The following is a 22,277-nucleotide window of genomic DNA, read 5'->3' on the forward strand; positions in this document are numbered from 1 at the left end:
GTACATTACAGTTTATTAGGGCTTAAACCATGCAGCCATAAAATAAATTTTGCGGGCAGGTAACTTACGGTATACAGCAGGTAATTATCCCATCGGAAAGGGTAGATGCGGATGGCCTTTAAAATATGCGGGCGCGCTTTTTCCGGCTGATAATTATTAGCCAGGAACTTTTTAGCGCACAGGGCATGGTACGAACTTTCCTTTATTTTCCGCACATCCTGTTTTTTAATAATGGCCAAAAGTTCTTCGCCTTCCGTCGCGGTTATAGATCCGCGTTTAATGATCTCCCTCTTTAGCTGACGGAAACGCCGGCCGCGCCAGCGTTCATCAATAGTAACCGACGATGAATTAAGCCGGTATTTGATCAATGCTTCGGGTATGTTGTGCAGCATACCCAGGTTGGCAATGCTTGTCCACAATAAATAATCTTCAAAATTATGCGCGTCTGTGGGGTACCCGCCGGCTTTACAAATGCAGTCTTTCCTGTACATTACGGTAGGGTGCAGGAACGGGCAATAGAAGTAAAGCTTATCTATAATCTGCTGGTGCGTATGCGCTATGCAATCAAAATAAAACAGCGGGTCGCCGTTCTCTAAAATATAATCCGCGTCGCTGCCAACTAATATATAACCCGGGTTATCGTTTAAAAAGTTAAGCTGTTTTTCCAGGCGCTGCGGATGACAAATGTCATCGGCATCAAAACGGGCAATGTATGGCGCGCGCGCATATTTTAAACCGGTATTAAGAGCGGCGGCTATGCCTTTATTTTCCTGGCTGATGAGGACAATACGCGGATCGTTGTACGATTCGATAATGGCTGCAGTATTATCTGTTGAGCCATCATTAACTATCAATAGTTCGAAATCTGCAAAGGTTTGATCAAGTACCGATGCAATAGCTTCGGCTATATACTTCCCGGCATTATAGGCGGGCATTAAAACGGTCACCTGTGGATTAGTTTGCATGGCCCGGTTTTAAGTTTTCGACAGCTGTTTTATGCTCCTTCATATCCAGGAAAAGCATCAATTCAAACAATACCAGTACCGATAACTGCTCGAACCAGTAATCGATAAAAAAGATCCCCGCCACAAACAGCAGCATGGGCAGGCCATAACTTAGCATCTTATACTGTTTTATAAAAAAGCCCAAATAAAAGATCAGCAAGGCCAATAATCCCAATAAGCCGTATTCTGTTAGTAGCTGATCGTACACAGAAAAAGGATTATTCATGACCGAACGGTAAGCAACACTTTTGCTGAAATAACTTAAGTACAGATCAAGGTGGTTGGTTAAAAATGCCGGGTTGATATAAGTATATTTTTCGGGGTAACGCCCCCTCATGCCCAAACCCACGGCACGGAAAGCTATTTTTGATGAGAAGTTGCCGATACCCAATCCCGCTATAGCATCTGCCGGATGCTGTTGCAAAAACCGGAAGGTTTGTATCATCCCGGTTAATTTACCGGGAATAGCCGGGGCATAGTTTTGTTGGGTTGATAATGGCAGGTTTGATGGATGTGTGCTGATAAAGCCCAGCATCAACCGCCTGTCGGGTTCAATCTCTTTGCTCAGGTTGTTTTGCTCGGCAGTTGTATCAGGTGCGGGGATCATTATTTTACCACCGGTGCTTACCGGGATGATCTTTTTAAAATAGGTCAGGGGTTTTGGCTGATGCCCTTTATGTACGCTATCCAGGTATAATAAGGCAATTTTTTGCCGCTTTTCATCAGGGTTTAGCAGGCTGTCGGGCTTGTCGGTAAGCCGGATTGGCTTTGCCGGAACGATATACGGGATCTGATTAGCATTTTTTTTGTGAAGTATGGCCTGGATACTTTGCGCAACGTAATTTTTGTTCTGTGGTGATATTTTTACCATGAAGATCAGCAAGAGCCCCAAGCAGATAACGATCATGCTTTTTTGAGTGCGTGTACTCTTTAAAACAAACAGTAAAAGCAATACGGCAAAAAGGATCAGGGTGATCAGGTTGCTGTAAGTAAGCAGCAGGGTACACATACATACACACAGCATCAGCGGCTTCTCTTTAACCAAAAAATAAATTACCCCCAAAGCATTTAACGCCGCGTTGGTAGATGAGATATCAAAAGTAAGCCCTTTAATATCATCGCCGGTATTGATAAAATAAGCCTGGTACAGGCCGCGGAAGGTATAAGGGTTGATGCTGCCGGTTTCCCACATAATATACCCCAGGTTTGCCAGCGAAATAATGGCATTAATAATAAAGAAAGCAATAATGGTACGATGGATGGTTTCCGTATTGGTTTTATCAACCATTAGTTTAACCTGGTGTATGGCCAGTATGGATAATAGCCAAAATCCTATCCCGGTTAAAAAAAGCAGGATATAATGCGTATGCTGGTAGTTTTTGTTAATGATTAAGCCTAAAAAGGCGATAGGAATAATCAGCAGGTAAAAGAGTGGCAGCCTGGAGTTTTTAAGGTTAAAGCCAAGTTTAAAATCAAACTGTAACAGGTAGATCAGTACTATGGCAATGATCTTTGCGGGTAGCTTGATATTTAAAAAAAGGATCAGGAAAATGAGGATCTTCCAATCTACCTTATCCAATACTTTTTTTAAGCCCGAAACAACCTGTTTAACCATGTTAACAATTAGTTTAATTACCTGTCAGGGCCTTTGATCTGTGTCTCTGATTGGTATTAAACATTACGACACGGCGGCTAAATAGGTTGCCTTAATAGCGCCAGCTTTATAACTATATATTATAATGTGATAAGGTACTGGCAGCCGGAATTATTATCGGTCATGATATATAATAATTATTAAAGGCAACCCGGTTACAAAAAAGATTGTATTAGTTTTGATAGATACTCAATACTAATTGCATTGCTGAAAAATAAATTACTGATCAGGTTATTTTCATCCGGTTTACAGGCAATTGCGGTGCAGGTGCTGGCAGCGGCTTTTTTTTACCTGATATCCATCTACCTGTCTAAGGATAATTTTGGGATGATCAGCTGGATGAATGCCATGTCGACGTTTCTCACCACAGTATTGGGTTTAGGGTTAGAACAGGTAGTTACCCGCAGGATAGCCGCGTCGAACCGGTCGGATTGGGCCGCTGCCGCTCTTTTATGGCATTCGGTTACCGGGTTTATCATTACCCTGGCCATTTTATTGATCATTAATATAATGGTTAAAAATGCGGCAGGCGTATTGCATTACCTGCCCTGGTTTTTCGCTGCGCAGGGGCTTATTTATATGGGGATCCCGCTAAAACAGTTCTTAAACGCAAAAGAACGCTTTACGCCTTATGCTATTATCTCCATGATCAGCAATAGCTGCAAAATAATAGCAGCCTATTGGCTCATGCAGTTGCACCTGCTTAATACAGCTACAGTTACTATCACGCTGATCAGTACTTCAGGATTTGAATTTATTAGTTTGCTCACCTATATTATTATCACAACAAACTTCGGCTTTAGGTTTTATTTTAAGGCATATCTTAAACTGATCAGGGAATCGGCGGCGCAGTATATATCTGTAATTTTTGATATCAGCTTATCACGTATGGACTGGATATTGTTGGGCACCATGGCTACCAATGCCGTATTGGCCGATTACAGCTTTGCTTACCGGGCATCAGAACTGGCCCGCCTGCCTATGTATATTATAGCCCCTATGATATTGCCCCGCTTTTCGCGATTATTAGCTGGCGGGAATAAGCCGGATGCGCAGCAGCAACTACAGATCGTGTCGTTTAATTCTACTGTACTGTTTTTTGCCGCTTTGATACCCTTATCACTTAATATTTTATGGACACCGTTGGTTGGTTTAATTACACACGGCAAATATGGAGCAACTAATTCACTTCAATTTTTTATACTATCGCTTGGTATCCCGTTCCTGTTTTTTATTAACCTGTTATGGTCTGTCAGTTTTAGCGCTAAAAAGTACAGATCAGTTACAAGCATCACCGTTGCGTGTGCAGTTGTTAATATCGTTTTGAACCTGGTGTTTATCCCTAAATTTAACGGTCTGGGCGCATCGGTTGCATTTTTAATCACTACTTTACTGCAGGTTGTTTTATACTACCGCCTGGTAGGCCGGCAGGTGATGATTATTTCGTTACGTCCGCTTATCATATTTACCGCATTGGCCGGCATCATCTATTTTATCATTATCCGGTTAAATATTCATTTTGCGGTGCAGTTACTGATAGCTGTTGCGCTTTATATTTTTATTGGGCTGATATCAAAGCAAATAACCAAACAGCATCTTTACAACTTTAAACAGTTTTTATCCTGATGAATATCCTTTACCTGTGCGATGAATATCCCCCCGGCAGGCATGGCGGCATAGGTACGTCTGTGCAATTATTGGCGCGACAAATGGCTAAAATGGGGCATACAGTTGTAGTTGCAGGCTTATATAGCCCGGGATATGGCGGACCGGATGAGTTTAATGACGAAGGGGTAAAAGTTTATCGTTACAGGTGGACAATAGATGGGAACTGGTGCTGCAACCAGCAAAACTTTTTTGTGCGTGTGGTTAACCGGGTATTTAAAGATACCGGTATCATGGACAGGATCATTAAAAAAAGCCTGGCATTGTACAAAAACAAATTGGAAAGTATTATTGCGGAGTATAAAATAGACATTATTGAAATGCCTGACTATAATGATTACGTCCATCATTGCAGATCTTACATCCCCTTCCCCGCTTTATCTGTTCCTGTGGTTGTTAAAATGAACGGTTCCATCACCTATTTTAATAGGGAGGCTGGTAAATCTGTATTGCCGCATATATTAAAAATGGAGCAAGATATTTTAAACAAGGCGGCGGCGGTAGCGGGTGTAAGTAATTATACAGCTAAAAAAAGTGCCTTATATTTTTCATATCCGCATAAAATTGAAGTGCTGTATAATGGCATTAATACAAATGTGCCAACAGGCGATGTAAAAAAAAATCCGCTGCAGGTAATTTTTACAGGGACTATGGTGCAAAAAAAAGGCATCTACCAGTTAGCTAAAGCATGGAATATCGTAATTGAGCAAATGCCGGCTGCCCGCCTGGTGATATTGGGTAAAGGCAGTAGGCAAAAGGTAGTACGCCTGTTAAATGCGCAGGCAAAAAGTACCGTAACTTTTATGGGCCATGTTAAAACCGGTGAATTATACCATCATTTAGCGGCATCGGTCATGGCTGTTTTCCCATCATACGCCGAAGCTTTTGCCTTAGCGCCATTAGAAGCTATGGCCTGCGGTACAGCCGTGATCAATTCAAACCGTACATCCGGCCCCGAGCTGGTTGACGACCGGGTAAACGGATTGCTGGTAGATCCCGGTAACACCGGGCAAATAGCCGAAGCTATTTTGTATTTATTGAATAACCCGGAAGTAACTGATAGCCTGGCTGAAAAAGGCAACGAAAAAGTTAAAAACGTTTTTGAAATAAGTAAGATAGCCGGACAGAATATCTGCTATTATCAACAAGTGCTCAACACTATTCTGTTAAATAAGTAAAGCGTAAATTGGCTTTAGCATAGTGCTTTTTAGTATCGGTATTTTCCAGACTGTACAGATAATGGTATTTAAGCCAGGTGTTATTAGCCGTATTTTTAGCGATATACCAGCCTTCCGGGCCATCTAAAAACCCGAGGTATAAAAAATAGTTGCGTAAAAAATTAAAGGCTGGGGAGAAGTATAATTTGATGAAATTACTCCTTTTGCCGCAGCTGTAATATTTTTTAGCGCTCAGCGATGCGTAATGAATTGCTTTTTCGCGGCATTCGTCCCGGTCTTTTACCGAATAGTGATGGATATACCCCTGCAGTGTTTTTTTGACTGTTTTTTTAGAGAGTAGCAATGTTTCGTGGACAGGCAATTCAGACCATTTAACGGTATTGCGATTAAACAGGCGGATATGATGATCGCGCCCCCAACTGCCAAAGCGGATTAGTTTATGGCCGAAATAAGTTTTAAAACGAATGTTATAAACCGCCGACGGGTTATGATAATCCAGGCGATGCAGCGATGTGATCAAATCGTTATCAATAATTTCATCCGCATCTATGCTCAGGATCCAGCTATAGCGTGCATGTGCTATGCCTTTGTTTTTATTGGCACCATAACCATCCCAACTTTCACTAAATACCTGGCAGCCGTTGGCTGTGGCTATTTTTACAGTGTCGTCTGTACTGCCGTTATCAATAATAATAATGTCATCGGTAACTAACCGGGCCATTGCAATGCTGCGTTGTATAACTTCAGCTTCGTTTTTAGTAATAATAACAACCGAAACAGGAACCATAGCGAGTGTGTGCTGACAGGCATCTAAAAATTAAGATGCTTATAATTATATATCGTCGGCCAGATGGATAGGGTTGCCTGATAACAGGGATTGTTGGCATTATTTTTTGTTTCGGTCATTCCAGGCCTCAAAATCAACATATTTACCGGCTACTTCATTATTGCATGCGTCTTTTTTGCATAATACTATCCATGCTGTTCCACGCTGTTCAATAACTGGCCGGCGCCCGCATTTAATGCACGGCTCTACTTTAAAGCTATCCTGAATAGTTAAAAATTTTGAAGACACTATAACTGGTTTATTTAGTACCTAACACGTATCTAAAATGCAAATGGTTGCCTATTGTTTTTTATTTGTTTAATAAAGGGCATTTATTACTAATTAAATAAGGGCCTTCTGAAAATATTGACCAGGAGCAACACTATAATTAAAAAAAATTATGTCGCAGGCAACCTTTATATTTACTATTCCGTGATGTAGGTAATAAACTATTAAAACGATCGCAATACTTTAACAGGTAGCTCCGGATATATGACAGAGGAAGATTTACATCAACTGATCAGAGGCTGCGCTAAGCAGGATAGGAAATGCCAGAAATTGCTGTACAAAGCATTTTATGGCTTTGCTATGGGCATTTGTTTAAGGTATGCGGGTAACAGGGATGAGGCGGCGGAAGTAATGAACCAGGGATTTTTTAAGGTGTTTACGCATATTGACAGGTACGATCACGACAGGCCTTTTAAAGCATGGCTTGGCCGTATAATGATGAATGCTTCTATTGATCATTACAGGGCCAATTTAAAAATGGCCTATACAGATGACCTGGACAAAGCAGAACATATAAGCGATGGGGAGTTTGCAGATAAAAAGCTAAACTACGATCAGTTGCTGGATATGGTGCAGCGTTTGCCGCAAGCTTACAGAACAGTATTTAACTTATTTGCTATTGAGGGTTACGGGCACGATGAAATTGGCGAAATGCTGGGTATCAGCGCCGGTACATCAAAATCAAACCTTCATAAAGCACGCCAAAAGCTAAAACTAATGATATTAAAAGCCGACGAGCCTCGCGCAGATAACGGAGGCGGTAACTTCAACTATTCGCCCGTGGTAGCCATAAACGCTGCTAATGTGAATGGTGTTTTCTTTAAAAACGGAATAAGGTAATGAGCGCGGAAGAGAAAAATAAACTGGACGAACTATTCAAAAGTGGGCTGGATATACCGGATACCCATGCTGGATATAATGACCAGGATTGGGATAACCTTGAGCGGCTGATGGATGCTGGCAAAAGGCGTCGCGGCGTTATTTACTGGCTGCCAAGGCTTGGTGCTGCAGCCGCTATATTATTATTGTTTTTAGGCTGGTGGCTATTTAAACCCGCGGGGGTTGATCAAAAAGTTGTGGTTACTAAACCCTTGCCTGCAAAACAATTGCCGGTTGATACGATCCATACAAACACCGGTGCAAAAGGAATAAATAACAACAACGCCGCAGGTACAGCAGCTATTAATGCACCCGCTGTTGCAGTGGTGCCTCGTGTGGGTACAACTGTTGCGCCTGTGTATACAGGCACAGTAAGCAAACCCCATCGCAGGCAAGGGAACAGTCAGGCACAATCGCCTGTAAATGCTGGCAAGCAATCGGTTAGTCCGCCTGTAAGCGCACCTCAGCAGCAAAATGCCCTGGCTTCAAATGGTGCTAAGAATGATAATGTTGTAAATACTACAGTAACCGGTACCGATAATGCCCCGGCAAAAGATGTATTAAGCGGGCAAAGTATGGCATCTGCCAATACTGCAACACCCGATGCTCCGCAGGCTGTAACTAATCCATCCGAGGCACAGGTTAAAAAACCTAAGGTAAGCAGCTCATCTAAATTTAAACCGCAATTTGGTTTAGCAATGATGGTATCGCCGGATATCAATGGTGCCGGGTCCTTTAAAAATAGCCAGGTAGGTGCTAACATAGGTGTGCTTTTTTCAGTCGGATTAACTAAAAGGCTAACCGTTAGCACGGGGGCAGCATATTCTAAAAAGCCCTACGCTACCACTTTTGATAATTATTATATCGGTTATAAATTCAGGAATGATCCGCAGAGCGTATCTGCCGATTGCCGGGTGCTGGACATTCCTCTAAATATTGATTATAAGCTATATAGCAAAAGTAAAAACTCCTTTAGTGTAGGCTCGGGCTTGTCATCATATATTATGCTGAAGGAAAAGTATTTTTATGATTATGCAACTCCAGGCACTCCGGGGCCGTCCAGTACAACCATTATTAACCGTAACCGGCACTTTTTCGGTGTACTTAATTTAAATGCTACTTACGAGCATCGGCTCAATTCAAAATTCAGCGTTGCAGCACAACCATATTTAAAAGTACCATTAACGGATATCGGTAACAGTAAGGTTAAACTCCAGTCGGCAGGGGTTGCTTTGGGCCTTCGCTGGAACATCAATCAGTCGATAACACCTTAGAGAACATGAAACATATCAGTATTATTTTACTTGCCTGGTTAGCGTTTTACCAGGCAGGCGGGGACACCTATATCTGTAAAACCGCCAGCGTAAGCCTTTATTCAAAGGCGCCTATTGAGGATATCGAAGCTAAAACAGGCAGCGGCGCTTCCGTTTATAACTCCGCAACAGGCGACATCGCCTTTAGCGTATCTATCAAATCGTTCAAGTTTGATAAATCGCTGATGCAGGAACACTTTAACGAGAATTATATGGAAAGTGATAAATATCCCAACGCCGTATTTAAAGGAAAGATACAGGAACACCCGGACTTGAGCAAAGATGGGACCTATAGCGTAAATGCCACCGGCGATTTGGATGTACACGGAATTAAACAAGCGCGCACCATACCCGGCACCCTTACGGTAAAAGGCGGCACAGTTAGCCTGAGTACGGAGTTTATGGTGAAATGCGCCGATCATAAAATTAAGATACCCACCCTGGTTTTTCACAACATAGCCGAAACTATTAAAATACAGGTAGCGGCCACTTATAGTAAATATCAAAGCAAATAATCAACAAATAACCACACAATAGATGAAAAAGACGATCATATTATTAGCCGCGTTAATGACAAGCGGTACATTGATGGCCCAAAAAACAAGCACGGCCGATTCGCTAATGAATGCACTGAGCAAGGATACAACCAATCAGCCGGTGGTTATCTTCAAATCATCGCGGATGGTGCTATTGCAATCAACCGAAATGATCAAGAAAAAGAACCTTAACTTTTTGGTGATCCACCGCTTTGGCGACTTTGCCGGGAAAAACGGAGGCGGCCAAACCTATTTTGGTTTAGACGCGGTTAACGATGTATACCTGGGGTTTGAATACGGTGTGACAGATAATTTTAACATCGATATCGGCAGGAGCACCATAGGCGGCCTGGCCGACCTGGAATTAAAATACGCGCTGCTGCATCAAACCACCAACGGAGGCTCGCCTATAGCTATCACCCTGATTGGTGAAATGGGGGTGAGGCCATACCGTACATTTAATAGTTTAAACGATAGGTTTTCTTACTTCGCTCAGGCCTTATTCGCCCGTAAATTTTCGCCGGGCTTGTCTGTCCAAATAGCCCCATCTTATGTGCGCAATAATACGCCTATACCTTTGGTTGTGGGTAACACTCAGCAGTTTTTCGCATTAGCGGGCACGGCAAGGATAGCGATTAGCAAACGTGCGGGCATAATAATAGATTACGCCAAAAACTTTTCAACGTTCGCCAAAAACAATACCGATTGGTCTGATCCGCTGGGGATAGGTTTTGAAATTGAAACAGGCGGGCACGTATTTACGATGAACGTAACAAACAGCCGTGCCGTTAACGAAATTAATTACCTGAGCAATGGCATTGGTATGGCGTATGGACGTGGGCAATACCGCCTGGGCTTCACCATATCAAGGATGTTTGATTTTAATAAACACAAAAAGAAAGATAAATAACCAGAGCTATAAATCTTAAATACAATGCCTTATGGAAAGAGATGAGTTTTTATCAAAATTAGGAATAGGCTTACTGGCTGTATGTGCCGGTTGCGGGATAGCCTCGTGCGGCAGCAAAAGTGATTCGCCTACGCCGGCAAGCGGTGGTTCGGGCCCGGCCAAAGGCAGCGGCAATGTGTTTTCGGCCGATCTTGGTTCCGAACTGACAACAATAGGCGCTTCAAAAACAGCAAACGGGGTAATACTGGTGCGTATTGCGGCCGGTAACGTGGCAACATCGTTTACTGCCGTACAGGTTGCCTGTACGCATGAAGGTACTGCTATTGGCTATAATAATGGGCAGGGCATTTTTATTTGCCCTTTACATGGCAGTCAGTTTAGTAAAACCGGCTCGGTTTTGTTAGGGCCGGCGGCAATTGCCTTGCAGCAATATACGGTAAGTATAACAGGCACAACCTTAACGGTGATAGCCTAAAGGAATAATAATTAAACGCTAATTGTGAATGTAGGATTGTTTTGGGAAAAGCCCGGTATTTAACGATACCGGGTTTTCTCTTTTAGGCTAAACCGGTAATTGCTGCCAAACAAATAAAAGCTTACTGCATTATCACTATGCCGATGATCAATCATTATCCTCAGCCCGATTTCATCTAAATCGTTACAATAATAAAAGCTTTTCAACTGTTGCATTGATTTATATTTGAGCAACCACAATAACCTGATTTAGCCTTTATTATGAACGTTTATCGCCCGATCATTCATGCAGGGGCAAGCCTGTTGCTACTATTTAGTTTGCCGGCCTTTGCTCAGACTAACGACCTTCGATCCGACTTTAAAAATCCGCCGCCGGGTGCCTGGCCAAGGGCATGGTGGCACTGGACAAACAGCAATGTAACCAAGGAGGGGATTACGAAGGATCTGGAATGGATGAAGCGTGTAGGGATCCAGGGCATGCAACTGGGCGATGTAGCATCAGGCGGCGGGCAGGTAGTGCCCAACAAAATAGTTTTCGGCTCGCCCGAATGGCTGGATGCCGTAAAATATACCGCAACCGAGGCCGAACGGCTTCAATTGGAAATGAGCATGTTTACTTCTGCCGGCTGGAGCCTGACAGGGGGCCCATGGGTAAAACCCGGGCAGGCTATGAAAAAACTGGTATGGAGCACCAGTTCGGTTAACGCGACATCGGCACCGGTAAAGTTAACACTGCCACAACCGCCATCAAATGAAGGGGCGGGGCCATTGTTAAAAAATGGCACCAGCACTAAAGGTTTCTATAAAGATTTCACGGTGATCGCGTTCCGCACCCCGGCCGATGAGCTTACCCGGACAGGTAATGAAACCCCAGCTTTAAGTACGTTTAAAGGCAAATTGAACACGCAAGACCTGTTTGATCAAAACCTCATTACAGGCATCTCGGTACCAGCCGATCCTGCCACTAAAAAAGCTTCCTTAATCCTCACCTATAACAAACCTTATACTGCCAAAGCTATTACCATAGCCGGGCGCAGGGGGATACCTTTTGGCAGGGTAATGGCCAGCGATGATGGTATTAGTTACCGCACGCTAACTACCATACCGGGCAAATCGGGATACAGGGGCGGTAATATCCGCACCTATGCGTTTTCGCCGGTAACGGCTAAGTATTATAAGATAGAGTTTACCAATGCGCCCGTCCGCCCCGCGGATGTAATATCGGAAGTAACAACCGCTATCGATACAGCCTACCAGATCACCGAAGTGGAATTACACAGCGGCGCACGGATAAACCGCTGGGAAGATAAAGCGGGGTTTAACTTCCTGTTTGAATATGCCGGTACCGAAACGCCTGTGCAACCCAATACGTCTTACATTGCAAAATCGGACGTTGTAGACCTCAGCTCCAAAATGCAGCCCGATGGCACTTTAAACTGGACTGATGCACCCAAAGGCCAATGGACTATTATGCGCTTCGGCTATGCGCTTACAGGTGCAAAAAACAGACCGGCGGTACCATCGGGTTTAGGTTATGAGTCTGATAAGTTAAGCAAAAAGCATGTGGAAGCCTACATGGATGGTTATACCGCTCCGCTTAAAAAAGCGCTTGGCCCATTGTATGGCAAAAGTCTGCAATATATGGTAATGGATAGCTGGGAAGCCAACATCCAAAACTGGACCGACGAAATGCCGGCCGAGTTTATGAAACGCCGTGGATACAGTATACTGCCTTACCTGCCCGCGCTTGCTGGCTATGTTGTGGGCGATGCCGATGCCAGCGAACGTTTTCTGTGGGATTTCCGCCGCACATTGGTGGATATGTTTGCCGAGAACCATTATGGCACGGTAACCAATTATCTGAATAAGCAAGGTATAAAAACCTATAGTGAAGCAGGCGGTGTTTCACTGGAATCGATGGAGGATGCTTTACTGAACAAGAAGTATGTGGATATCCCCATGGGGGAATTTTGGGTAAGGGACTTGCATCCGTCATCCATGTATTACGAGGATATGCGCGGCGCGGCGTCTGCATCGCACGTATATGGTAAAGGGCTGGTTGCTGCCGAAGCTTACACCGGCGGTAATTACGAATCGCCGAACACCTTAAAAAAACTCGCTGATTACTGGTTTACACAAGGAGTGAACCGACTGGTGTTCCATACCTCGGCACATCAGCCGCTGGATACTAAACCCGGTAATACCATGGTGGGTACCCACATTAACCGCAATATCACCTGGGCCGAATTGGGCCGCCCGTTTATGACCTACCTCGCGCGTAACTCGTACATGATGCAGCGGGGCATGTATACAGCCGATATTGTTTACCTGCTGAACGAAGGCGCGCCATCAACCATGCCATTTTGGGGGCCGGGTATACAGCCGGCAACACCTAACGGATATGCCTTTGATTATATTAATGCCGATGCCCTGTTAACCCGTATGTCGGCGGATGGTAATGGCAAGCTGATATTGCCCGATGGGATGAATTATGCGGTACTGGTACTGCCCGAAACCCAGGAAATGACTTTGCCTGTATTGCGTAAAATACAAGCGCTGGTATTAGCTGGTGCAACCGTAATAGGGCCAAAGCCATTAAAATCTCCCGGATTAACGGGCTATCCAACTGCCGATGAGGAGTTAAAAGAAATAGCATTTAATGTTTGGGGCGATTTGGATGGCGTAAGCCGTACCACACGTACCTATGGTAAAGGGAAAGTGGTATGGGGATTGCCCATCCAAAAAGTGTTGCAGGCAAAAGGTATTGTTAAAGATGTAGATGCGCACCGCACACTGGAAGAAGTATCATGGATCCATCGCCATGATGGCGATACTGAAATATACCTGGTAGTGAACCGTACCGATATAGTGCAGGACATGGATGCCGATTTCCGCATAAGCGGTAAGGAACCTGAATTATGGCATGCGGATAATGCCTCGGCAGAACCCGCTGCTTTTAAAACGATGGATAATGGAACATCTGTACATTTGCATTTATTGCCGCGTGAGGCTGTTTACATACTGTTTAATAAAAGCACCAACGCGATATCCCGGATGGTTATCCACCAGCCCGAAAAATTGATAGCCCCAATATCAGGGCCATGGCAACTAAGCTTTCCGGCGGGTTGGGGGGCGCCGGCAGCGATGCAGGCAGATAGCCTTAATTCGTGGACAGCAAATACCGATCCCGCTATTAAATATTTCTCGGGGACGGCTACTTATACCAAAACCTTTGATATTAAAAAGGACTGGCTAAAAGGCAAAGCTGCGGTATGGATAGATTTGGGTAAGGTAGGGGACATAGCCGTAGTAACGGTAAACGGCAGCAAACCCGATACACTTTGGAAGGTGCCTTATACTACCGCGTTGGGCAAGTATTTAAAACCCGGTAAAAACACCATCGAGGTGAAGGTAACCAACGAATGGTCTAACCGCATAGCGGGTGATTTGCTACTGCCGGCCGATAAAAAGTTCCTGAGCCCGGGGCCGCCGCCATTCGGGCCACCTAAAACAACACTGAATGCATCAGGTTTATTGGGACCTGTTGAGATTTGGGGTGTGGATGATAAAGAATAAATAGATATTGTGGTAACAGCGTTAACTCAAGTTAATGCTGTTATCGGGTAATAACGTTGCTTTCTTTTTGGCTTTCATTTTCAATACCTGGTAAATTACGCCGGCTAAGAAAATGATAAAAACAATCCCAAGCGTTGTTTTTACTAAAGGATCCTGGTCGCTAACGGCTAAAGGATGGCTGATGGGTATGCGTGTTAAAGTTTCAACCGTAGCCGGGATCATAGACAGAAATAGGGTGAAAGACATGATAATGGTTTGTGCATAATCTGCCACCTTACCAAAAATGCGGATGGGTTTGGCATATATCGCAACAGGCAATAAAACTAAAATAATAATAGCCAGCGGGTGCCCCGGAGTTGGGTGGCCGGTACGCATAATAGGCAGCGCGGTAAGGCAGGCAATTACTGTTAGCAGGATATATAATTTACCTGATGAATTTGTTGGATTGATCTTTCCATCGCGCGCTAATGCGTATAAGGCTGCAATTATGGCAAGGATACTAATGGCGGTATGAATAATACCCAGAACTGAAAGGTGATTAGGCATCTTGATAAGATTAAAATGTGACCGGATAATTAATAACTAATAATAGTAATTATTATCTATAAATCAAAATTTTAACCTTTACACTTTCGTGGATGGTGTTTTATAGGTGTATTCGAAACCCTGTTAAACAAAAAAAGCACCCCTGTTACGGGGTGCTTACGATTAATTTTATACTATATTAAAGTACTTTTACATTTATCGCGTTGATGCCTTTTTTGCCGTTTTCAACTTCGTAAGCTACTTGGTCGTTTTCGCGGATCTCATCAATAAGGCCGGTTGAGTGAACAAATACGTCCTGGCCACCTGCTGTAGGTGTAATAAAGCCGAAACCTTTTGTTCCGTTAAAAAATTTTACTGTTCCTTGTAATTGCATTATATTGTTTTTTACTAAGTGCGCAAGGTAGGTATAATAAACGGTGTATTTCACTTTTGGTTAAAGTATTTAAATATATTTTAAATAAGTAGTTACAACAGGGTGTTTAACAGCTATTAACTTTGCAGCAAATTGCCTAATTTGTATCCATGAAAAAGAATAGTTTATTCCTGGTTTTCTGCCTGCTGCAAGGCCTGGCTTTGCAGACTATAGCACAACAATATACCGCGCAGGTATCAGCTTTTATTAAAGTGAACACGCCAATTACCGCTATTACCAATGTAAAATTGATTGATGGCACAGGTAAACCGGCAAAACTTAACCAAACGGTTATTATTAACAAAGGCAAAATAGAGCAGGTGGGTGATGCCGCCAAAATAAAAGTGCCCGAAGGCGCGCAGCTAATTGATGGGACCGGCAAAACCCTTATCCCCGGTTTAGTGATGCTGCACGAGCATATGTATTATACCATGCCAGCCGGCAGCTTTTTCAATATTGCCGAAATGCCTTACTCTTTCCCGCGTTTATATTTAGCGGGTGGCGCTACTACCATCCGCACAGCCGGGAGTATTGAACCGCAAACCGATCTGGCTATTAAACGCCTGATAGGCGAAGGCAAAATGATTGGCCCGGACATGGATGTAACCGCTCCGTATATTGAGGAGCAGGGCTATGATATCCCCGGGCTGAACACCATAAAAGGCCCTGAAGATGCCGCTGCAACTGTGAATTTTTGGGCCGACAGGGGATGCACTTCTTTTAAAATGTATGTACACGCCACCAAAGCCGATATGGCTGCGGTAGTCCGCGAAGCACATAAACGGCATCTTAAAGTAACCGGTCATATAGGCGCGGTTACTTATCGTGAAGCAGCAGAAATTGGTATAGATAACCTGGAACACGGTTTTATGGCCAGCGGCGATTTTGATAGTCTTAAAGTAGAGAATGCAGTTGACGATAACCACGAACGCCAATCGCTGATGAAGCTGGACGTGAACAGCCCTAAAATGAAGGATTTGATGAAGTACATGATCAGCAAGCATGTAGCGTTAACATCAACACTCACCGTTTTTGAACCATCAACAGGGCGTGAGGTTTTCCCCGGTGGCGCCGATGAAGCGCTTATCCCTGAAGTGAGGGATATGGTACAAAAGAAATGGCAGGCTGCCCAAAACCGGGACCAGGCCAGTACCGCGTTATTTAAAAAAGAACAGGCCTGGGAAAAGCAGTATGAAGTCATGGGCGGCTTGCTGGTTGCCGGAACCGACCCGACAGGAGCCGGGCGGGTAATAAGCGGCTACTCTAATCACCGGGAAATTGAATTGCTGGTTGAAAGCGGTTTCACACCCGAGCAAGCCATCAAAATTTGTACGCTAAACGGCGCTGCTTATTTAGGCCGGCAAACAGAAATAGGCAGCATAGCACCCGGCAAAAACGCCGACCTGGTATTGATTGACGGCGACCTGACCACTGATATCAAAAATATCCGCAAAACAGAACTGGTGTTTAAAAATGGCGTAGGGTTTGATTCGCAAAAGATCTTTGATTCGGTAAAAGGGCATGTGGGGATGAATTGAGATCAGCCGGAGTGATAAAACAGGAAAAGCTGCCCTTGCGAGCAGCTTTTCCTGTTTTAATAATAGCCATCATTAATTCTTATCAAAGAAAAGCTTGGTGGTTACATCATCACCCCCAATAGCCGATGATGCTTGTGTGTAATTGGTCACGTTTACATTCTGCTCGCTAACAGGATAAGTAAAGCGGACAGGGAAATCGGTATAAGCCTTTGTTGGCTTAATCAATACCGGGAAGTCTAATCTCCTGGTTAACGTCCAGGCATCCCAACCTCTGTTATATAACGCAACGTATTCCTGACGGGCAATTTTTTGCAGTGCGGTGCCACTTGCGGTTAGATAAGCTACATCTGGTTGCAATAAATAGGCTGTTGCCTGGGTTGTTGTGCCTCCCCAGTAGGTTATGGATGCAGTAACCCCATTATTATAATATGTGGCTGCGCTACCACCAATATAACCGCGTACTACGGCCTCGGCCAGGTTAAACTGTGTTTCTGCATAATCCAGTAACAAACCCGGGAAATCGGGATTGGTTAAAGAACCGGTAGAACCAGGTGTAAGCAGCGGCCCCGACGGCAGGGAATATTGGCTATAAACCAAACCGCCATTACCCGATCCATTAGGTGCGCCTGCATACACACCATTACTGCTTAACGCAAAATAAAAGGGCGTCCGTGGGTCCTGGTTGGCTGTATTGGGTTTCAGGTAGTTCATAAACTCGGTTGTTGCCACAAAATCGTGCCTTTGGCTTTGCACCAGATCAACCCAAATAGGGTTAGTGTTAGGCGGCGATGATACATATTTGAAAGTAGCATTGTCTGCATTTGAAGTAAACACACCACCTGCAATCGCCGATAGAACGGTAGATTGCGCCTTTGTATTATCAGTATCGGCAATAACCAGGGCCATCTTTAATTTTAGCGTATTAGCAAACTTTTTCCAGGCGGCTGGGTCGCCTTTGTAGATCACGTCTGCATCGCCAAAGCTACCGGCTGATGGATCAAGGGCTGCAATATCCTTATCTAACCTGGCCAGCAGATCATTATATATGGTTTTGGCATCATCATATTTTGGGAAAGGATTGTTGATATCCAGCGCCTGCGAGTAGGGTACATTGCCAAAAGTAGTAACCAGGTAAAAATAGGTATACGCTTGCAGGATGTCAATAATAGCGGTCTCGTTTTTTTGAGTGCCGGCATCGGGAACATCGGTAACCAATTTGGTTTTAGCCTGCTGAAAGTTGGCCAAAGCCCCGGTATATAACGCGCTCCATATCGCATCCGGCTGGTTGCGCGATGGCAGCTGGTACCGGGTTTCATTTAAATAAGTGGTTTCTGTCCATTGCTGTTCAATCAGCCTGAATATATTCAGGTTGACGCTGGAAGAGGTCAGCGTATTGGCCATTGAGCGCTCCGCCTGTGTAAAAAGACTGTAGGACGGTACGGACGCCGGGTTTTTAGGGTCGACATTTAACGACGTTAAATCTTTTGTACATGCTGAAAATGTCAACATCAGTACAAAAATATATGCTGTTTTTTTCATCTCAGTAAATGTTAAAAGGTTACTTTTAAATTAAGTGCAAATGTGCGCGTAGCCGGATACGATCCTTCCTGTATACCTTGCAGGTTACCGGCGCTTAAACCGTCTTCAGGATCGGCATACGGGATGTTTTTATGGATGATCCATAAATTGCGGCCAATCAGCTGGAAAGTAACATCTTTTATAGGGCCAAGTTTACGTAAGGTGCTTTTTGGCAGGCTGTAGCCAATAATGGCTTCGCGCAGTTTCACGTAGCTGGCATCGTATACAAACTCTTTAAGTGGTAATAAGCCGGCGCCATCGCCAAAATCGCCATAGTTTTCCCCGCTTACCCGTACGGTATTGGGTTGCCCGGTTTCGGTAACACCCGGGCGGATGAATCCGCCGCCATCGGTTAACGAGTTACGCACAGGCTTGCCTAAATCATTAAGATAAGCAGTTAAGGGATAAATGCCATCAGCTAAACCATAAGCCAGGTCGTTAGAGAATACCGAACCGCCTTTACGGATATCGATCAGGAAGCTTAACGACAGGTTTTTGTAGGTAAAGCTGTTATTAATACCGCCGGTCCAGTTTGGATTAATGTTGCCCAGGTTAACATTGTTATTATCGCTGATGAGGTATTGCCCGTCAGAGCCAACAACTTTATTGCCATTTTTGTCATAAACAAAATCGGTACCGCGGATAGTGCCAAAAGCCTCGTGCAACGGCGCGTTAAGCGACTCGCCATTTTGGAAACTGGCTAACTGCAGGTTACTGGCTTCGTTACCGGTGGCATCTTTAAATAATGAAGTAACCGTATTGCGCGATGCTGTAAAGTTTAACATCACCTTCCAGCTAAACGATTTTGTTTTTAAAGGCGTGCCGTTTAATGAAAGCTCGACACCTTTGTTTTGTACCGAGCCGGCATTTAAGTACTTATAGTTATAACCGGTTGATCCGGATACATTCACCGGCAAAATCTCATTAAAGGTATTGGTCTCATAGTAAGTACCATCAAACCCTAAACGATTGTTAAAGAAAGATAGCTCCAACCCAACCTCCTTGCTTTTGGTTTGCTCCGGTTTCAGGTCGGGATTGTTTTTAGTGGTGTTTGCAGCCGTTTGCGGATTGGCGCCGATAGGAGGCAGGATGGTATAAGTATCCAGGATGCTATGATAAGGTGCATCGCTACCTACCTGTGCGTAGCTGGCCCTTATTTTACCGTATGAAAGCCAATTATAGTTCTTAAGCAGTTCAGAAAAGACAAAACCTGCCGATACTGATGGATAATAATAGGTATTATTTGCAGCCGGTAAGGTAGATGATTGGTCCCTTCTGATGGTTCCGTCTACAGTAACCATGTTTTTCCAGGTTAGCGTGGCGCCGGCAAAATAGCCGTCAACTTCCCTGCTGCCATCAACTTCGGTAGGGGCTAAAGGCGCGTTCAATGAATTAGATAAGGAGTACAACCCGGGAATGATCAGCCCGCCGTTGGTGCTGGCTAATATACTGTTCTCATTATTCTTACGGATATTGGTGCCTAATAAAGCTTTTAAATTAAGGTCTTTAACAATATCCTTGTTCATGTTGGCCACCAAATCGTAGTTGGTTTCAGAATAGGTGTGGTTATACCTTGAATAATAAGGTACGCCGATGCTGCCAACATCATAACGTTCCTGTTGTAATTCGGCATAAGTATCTAATGAGATCCGGCCGGTAATGGTGATCCATGAAACCGGTTTGTAGCTGGCGTTAATATTGCCCAGGTACCTGTTGCGGGTATCGGTTTCGTAGTTATGGTCAACCACCCAATAAGGGTTATTCCAAAATGCCGGGAAAGTAACTCCGTTTGCGGGGTCGGCCATGTTCCATGATACGTTTGAATTTGTCCGGTCGTATGCCGCTTTCAATTCTTTAATATCTACGTTTGTTTGCCACCATTGCCTGAAACCGGTGATTACGTTGCGGTTATCCGAGTCGGTGCCATCATAGCCGGTACCGCCGCGGCCCGTGCCGTTGGTATTGAAAAAATTAATGTTTGCGCCAACAGTTAGGTTCGGGGCGATATTATAGGTTGCCGCAAAGTCAACCAGGTTTTTATCCAGTTTACTGTTAGGAATAGTACCCCTGTCTATACTTTTGGTATACCCCAATTTAAAGCTGCCGTTATCGCCACCATTGGTGATCATTAAGCTTTGTATGGTAGATAAGGGTTTAATAAAGAAAGTGCTTGGATCATTGGCCGCTGCCACCCAAGGTGTAGGTTTACCATAATTTGGCGACGTTGGGTCAAAGGCATTCCATTGATAAACCAGCAGGTTAGGATCAAATTCGGTACCGTTTGATGCGTCATCGGCAGTAGGGGCAACATTTACACCTGTTTGGCCAAATATATCTCCGCTGTTAAAATATTTGGCATATCCGCCGCCATATTGTTTTTGGTATTGCGGAAAGGTTGAGCGGTCAATTTCACTCAGTGTGATGGTTGAGTTTAAGGAAATACCCAGTCCTTTTTTGGCCTTTTTAGTGGTGATCAAAATTACACCATTGCTGCCTCTCGACCCATATAATGCCGTAGCGCCGGCGCCTTTTAACACCGTGATGCTTTCAATATCATCGGGGTTAATATCTGATACAGGGCTGCCATAATCATAACCGCCACCGCCCGTTTTTTGGTCGGTAGTATTGGTATTGGTATTGCCAATAGGTACGCCGTCAATTACAAACAGGGCCTGGTTGTTGCCGGTTATTGATTTATACCCGCGTAATACAACGTTGGTTGAACCACCAACCGTGTTGTTCTGGCGGATCTCTAAACCAGCCACTTTGCCCGATAAGCCTGTAACAAAGTTAGATGACCGCTGCTTGCTCACTTCATCGCCGCTTACCTGCTGGGCTGCATAGGCCTGCTGGTTGCGGGTACGTGTAATGCCCAGCGCGCCGGTAACCACAACTTCGCCTAATTGCTGAGTCGATTCGACCAGTGTAATATCGATAACGTCACGATTGGCCGTTGTTTCCTGAGTGGCAAAGCCGATAAAGCTAAATGTTAATTGGGCGCCATTGGGTACTGTGATGGAGTAGCGCCCCTCTCCGTTTGTTTGGGTCCCCGTGGTGGTCCCCTTTACGGCAACTGTTACTCCTGGTAATGACATGCCGTCTTGTTTTGCCGTAACCCTCCCGGTCACGACACGGTTTTGTGCAAACGCGCCTGTTGTAGAAAACAGGATGATACACAAATTCCATAGTAGAAATTTCTTCATAAATGAACGTCAGTTAGTTAATAGTTAATGGGTATTGTGTTTGCAAAGCTATTCCGTATTGCTTTAAATGCAAATGGATTTCACTTTAACATACCAATCCGTCTGTTTTTTTAAATATTTAACACTTTTCAGTTAATAATTTAAACAAAAGAAAAATTATTGTGTTTTGTAAAAAAATACTGCCCCTGTTAAAAATTAACCATTAGTTATTAAGAAGGCAGTTGATAGTTAATTGTGGCCGGAAAGTATGCGAGATAGTTTCCGGCTTCTTTTTAGCCTATTGGGTGAGATAATAAAGGATTTGTTATTAAGGCGGAAGGATATTAATATTTTACTAAATTGACAGTTCTATCACATCAATCATGAACGCATTAAAAAATCAAACATATCCTGTAATCCATCATGTGTTTTTCTGGCTTAGAAATTCCGGGTCGATAGCAGACAGGGAGCAACTTATAGCAGGCATAAAAACCTTAGCGGCAATTGAAACAGTACACAACCTGCATGTAGGCGTAGTAGCCAGCACCGAAAAGCGCGACGTAGTAGAAAACACCTGGGATGTATCCGAACTGATGTTTTTTAGCGACGTGGCCGGACAGGCCATTTATCAAAGCCATCCGCTGCATCAGGATTTCATCAAAAGCTACAGCCACCTTTGGAAGAAGGTAGTGGTTTATGATTCGGTAGAGGTATAAAT

Annotated in this window: 17 protein-coding genes; 10 read left to right on the forward strand and 7 right to left on the reverse strand. The window is 44.1% G+C overall.

From position 1 onward, the window contains the following. Nucleotides 1-5: 5 nt before the first annotated feature. Together AC07M6_RS02935 and AC07M6_RS02940 are read right to left on the reverse strand one after the other, a co-directional pair. On the reverse strand, nt 6-965 hold the full coding sequence (locus AC07M6_RS02935) for a glycosyltransferase family 2 protein (protein WP_494887414.1): 960 nt from the start codon (nt 963-965) through the stop codon (nt 6-8). Continuing rightward, entirely contained in the window at nt 955-2,619 is a 1,665-nt protein-coding gene (locus AC07M6_RS02940) for a hypothetical protein (protein WP_494887415.1), read from the reverse strand. The genes AC07M6_RS02935 and AC07M6_RS02940 overlap by 11 nt, the downstream gene beginning before the upstream one ends. 243 nt (nt 2,620-2,862) lie before the next feature. Here AC07M6_RS02940 and AC07M6_RS02945 point away from each other — a divergent pair, with 243 nt between their 5' ends. Both AC07M6_RS02945 and AC07M6_RS02950 read left to right on the forward strand, forming a co-directional pair. Further along, nucleotides 2,863-4,284 carry an oligosaccharide flippase family protein gene (locus AC07M6_RS02945; RefSeq protein ID WP_494887416.1) on the forward strand — a complete coding sequence of 474 codons (1,422 nt, stop codon included), beginning with the start codon at nt 2,863-2,865 and terminating at the stop codon, nt 4,282-4,284. Then, nucleotides 4,284-5,501: a glycosyltransferase family 4 protein gene (locus AC07M6_RS02950; RefSeq protein ID WP_494887417.1), complete on the forward strand. Its 1,218-nt coding sequence runs from the start codon at nt 4,284-4,286 to the stop codon at nt 5,499-5,501. Before AC07M6_RS02945 ends, AC07M6_RS02950 begins: the two co-directional genes overlap by 1 nt. Here the strand turns inward: AC07M6_RS02950 and AC07M6_RS02955 are convergent. Next, nucleotides 5,482-6,288 (reverse strand): glycosyltransferase family 2 protein, encoded by an 807-nt coding sequence (locus AC07M6_RS02955; RefSeq protein WP_494887418.1) that lies wholly within the window; start codon nt 6,286-6,288, stop codon nt 5,482-5,484. The genes AC07M6_RS02950 and AC07M6_RS02955 overlap by 20 nt on opposite strands. A gap of 531 nt (nt 6,289-6,819) precedes the next feature. Between AC07M6_RS02955 and AC07M6_RS02960 the strand changes: the two genes are divergently transcribed. The 6 genes from AC07M6_RS02960 (at nt 6,820) to AC07M6_RS02985 (ending at nt 14,303) form a co-directional block, all read left to right on the forward strand. Further along, complete coding sequence (locus tag AC07M6_RS02960) at nt 6,820-7,455, forward strand: RNA polymerase sigma factor (RefSeq protein WP_494887419.1); 636 nt, start codon at nt 6,820-6,822, stop codon at nt 7,453-7,455. Further along, the gene (locus AC07M6_RS02965) at nt 7,455-8,768 is read left to right on the forward strand and encodes an outer membrane beta-barrel protein (protein WP_494887420.1); all 1,314 of its coding nucleotides are present in this window, start codon (nt 7,455-7,457) and stop codon (nt 8,766-8,768) included. The genes AC07M6_RS02960 and AC07M6_RS02965 overlap by 1 nt, the downstream gene beginning before the upstream one ends. 5 nt (nt 8,769-8,773) lie before the next feature. Then, a complete protein-coding gene (locus AC07M6_RS02970) occupies nt 8,774-9,322 on the forward strand; it encodes a YceI family protein (protein WP_494887421.1) in 549 nt (182 codons plus the stop codon). Nucleotides 9,323-9,344: 22 nt separating this feature from the next. Next, nucleotides 9,345-10,253: a DUF5777 family beta-barrel protein gene (locus AC07M6_RS02975; protein ID WP_494887422.1), complete on the forward strand. Its 909-nt coding sequence runs from the start codon at nt 9,345-9,347 to the stop codon at nt 10,251-10,253. Nucleotides 10,254-10,284: 31 nt separating this feature from the next. After that, a complete protein-coding gene (locus AC07M6_RS02980) occupies nt 10,285-10,728 on the forward strand; it encodes a QcrA and Rieske domain-containing protein (RefSeq protein ID WP_494887423.1) in 444 nt (147 codons plus the stop codon). A 260-nt stretch (nt 10,729-10,988) separates the two neighbouring features. After that, on the forward strand, nt 10,989-14,303 hold the full coding sequence (locus AC07M6_RS02985; protein WP_494887424.1) for a glycosyl hydrolase: 3,315 nt from the start codon (nt 10,989-10,991) through the stop codon (nt 14,301-14,303). Nucleotides 14,304-14,324: 21 nt separating this feature from the next. On the opposite strand, the gene AC07M6_RS02990 is transcribed toward AC07M6_RS02985, so the two are convergent. Then, entirely contained in the window at nt 14,325-14,849 is a 525-nt protein-coding gene (locus AC07M6_RS02990; RefSeq protein ID WP_494887425.1) for a hypothetical protein, read from the reverse strand. A 178-nt stretch (nt 14,850-15,027) separates the two neighbouring features. Then, the gene (locus AC07M6_RS02995; protein ID WP_494887426.1) at nt 15,028-15,222 is read right to left on the reverse strand and encodes a cold-shock protein; all 195 of its coding nucleotides are present in this window, start codon (nt 15,220-15,222) and stop codon (nt 15,028-15,030) included. A 149-nt stretch (nt 15,223-15,371) separates the two neighbouring features. On the opposite strand from AC07M6_RS02995, the gene AC07M6_RS03000 reads away from it, so the two are divergent. Beyond that, entirely contained in the window at nt 15,372-16,799 is a 1,428-nt protein-coding gene (locus tag AC07M6_RS03000; protein ID WP_494887427.1) for an amidohydrolase family protein, read from the forward strand. 72 nt (nt 16,800-16,871) lie between these two features. On the opposite strand, the gene AC07M6_RS03005 is transcribed toward AC07M6_RS03000, so the two are convergent. Together AC07M6_RS03005 and AC07M6_RS03010 are read right to left on the reverse strand one after the other, a co-directional pair. Continuing rightward, nucleotides 16,872-18,338: a SusD/RagB family nutrient-binding outer membrane lipoprotein gene (locus tag AC07M6_RS03005; RefSeq protein WP_494887428.1), complete on the reverse strand. Its 1,467-nt coding sequence runs from the start codon at nt 18,336-18,338 to the stop codon at nt 16,872-16,874. 11 nt (nt 18,339-18,349) lie between these two features. After that, the gene (locus tag AC07M6_RS03010; protein ID WP_494887429.1) at nt 18,350-21,580 is read right to left on the reverse strand and encodes a SusC/RagA family TonB-linked outer membrane protein; all 3,231 of its coding nucleotides are present in this window, start codon (nt 21,578-21,580) and stop codon (nt 18,350-18,352) included. A 362-nt stretch (nt 21,581-21,942) separates the two neighbouring features. Between AC07M6_RS03010 and AC07M6_RS03015 the strand changes: the two genes are divergently transcribed. Beyond that, the gene (locus AC07M6_RS03015; RefSeq protein ID WP_494887430.1) at nt 21,943-22,275 is read left to right on the forward strand and encodes a Dabb family protein; all 333 of its coding nucleotides are present in this window, start codon (nt 21,943-21,945) and stop codon (nt 22,273-22,275) included. The last annotated feature ends 2 nt before the right edge of the window (nt 22,276-22,277 follow it).

The sequence above is a fragment of the Mucilaginibacter sp. GW821-FHT07H05 genome, assembly GCF_059418485.1.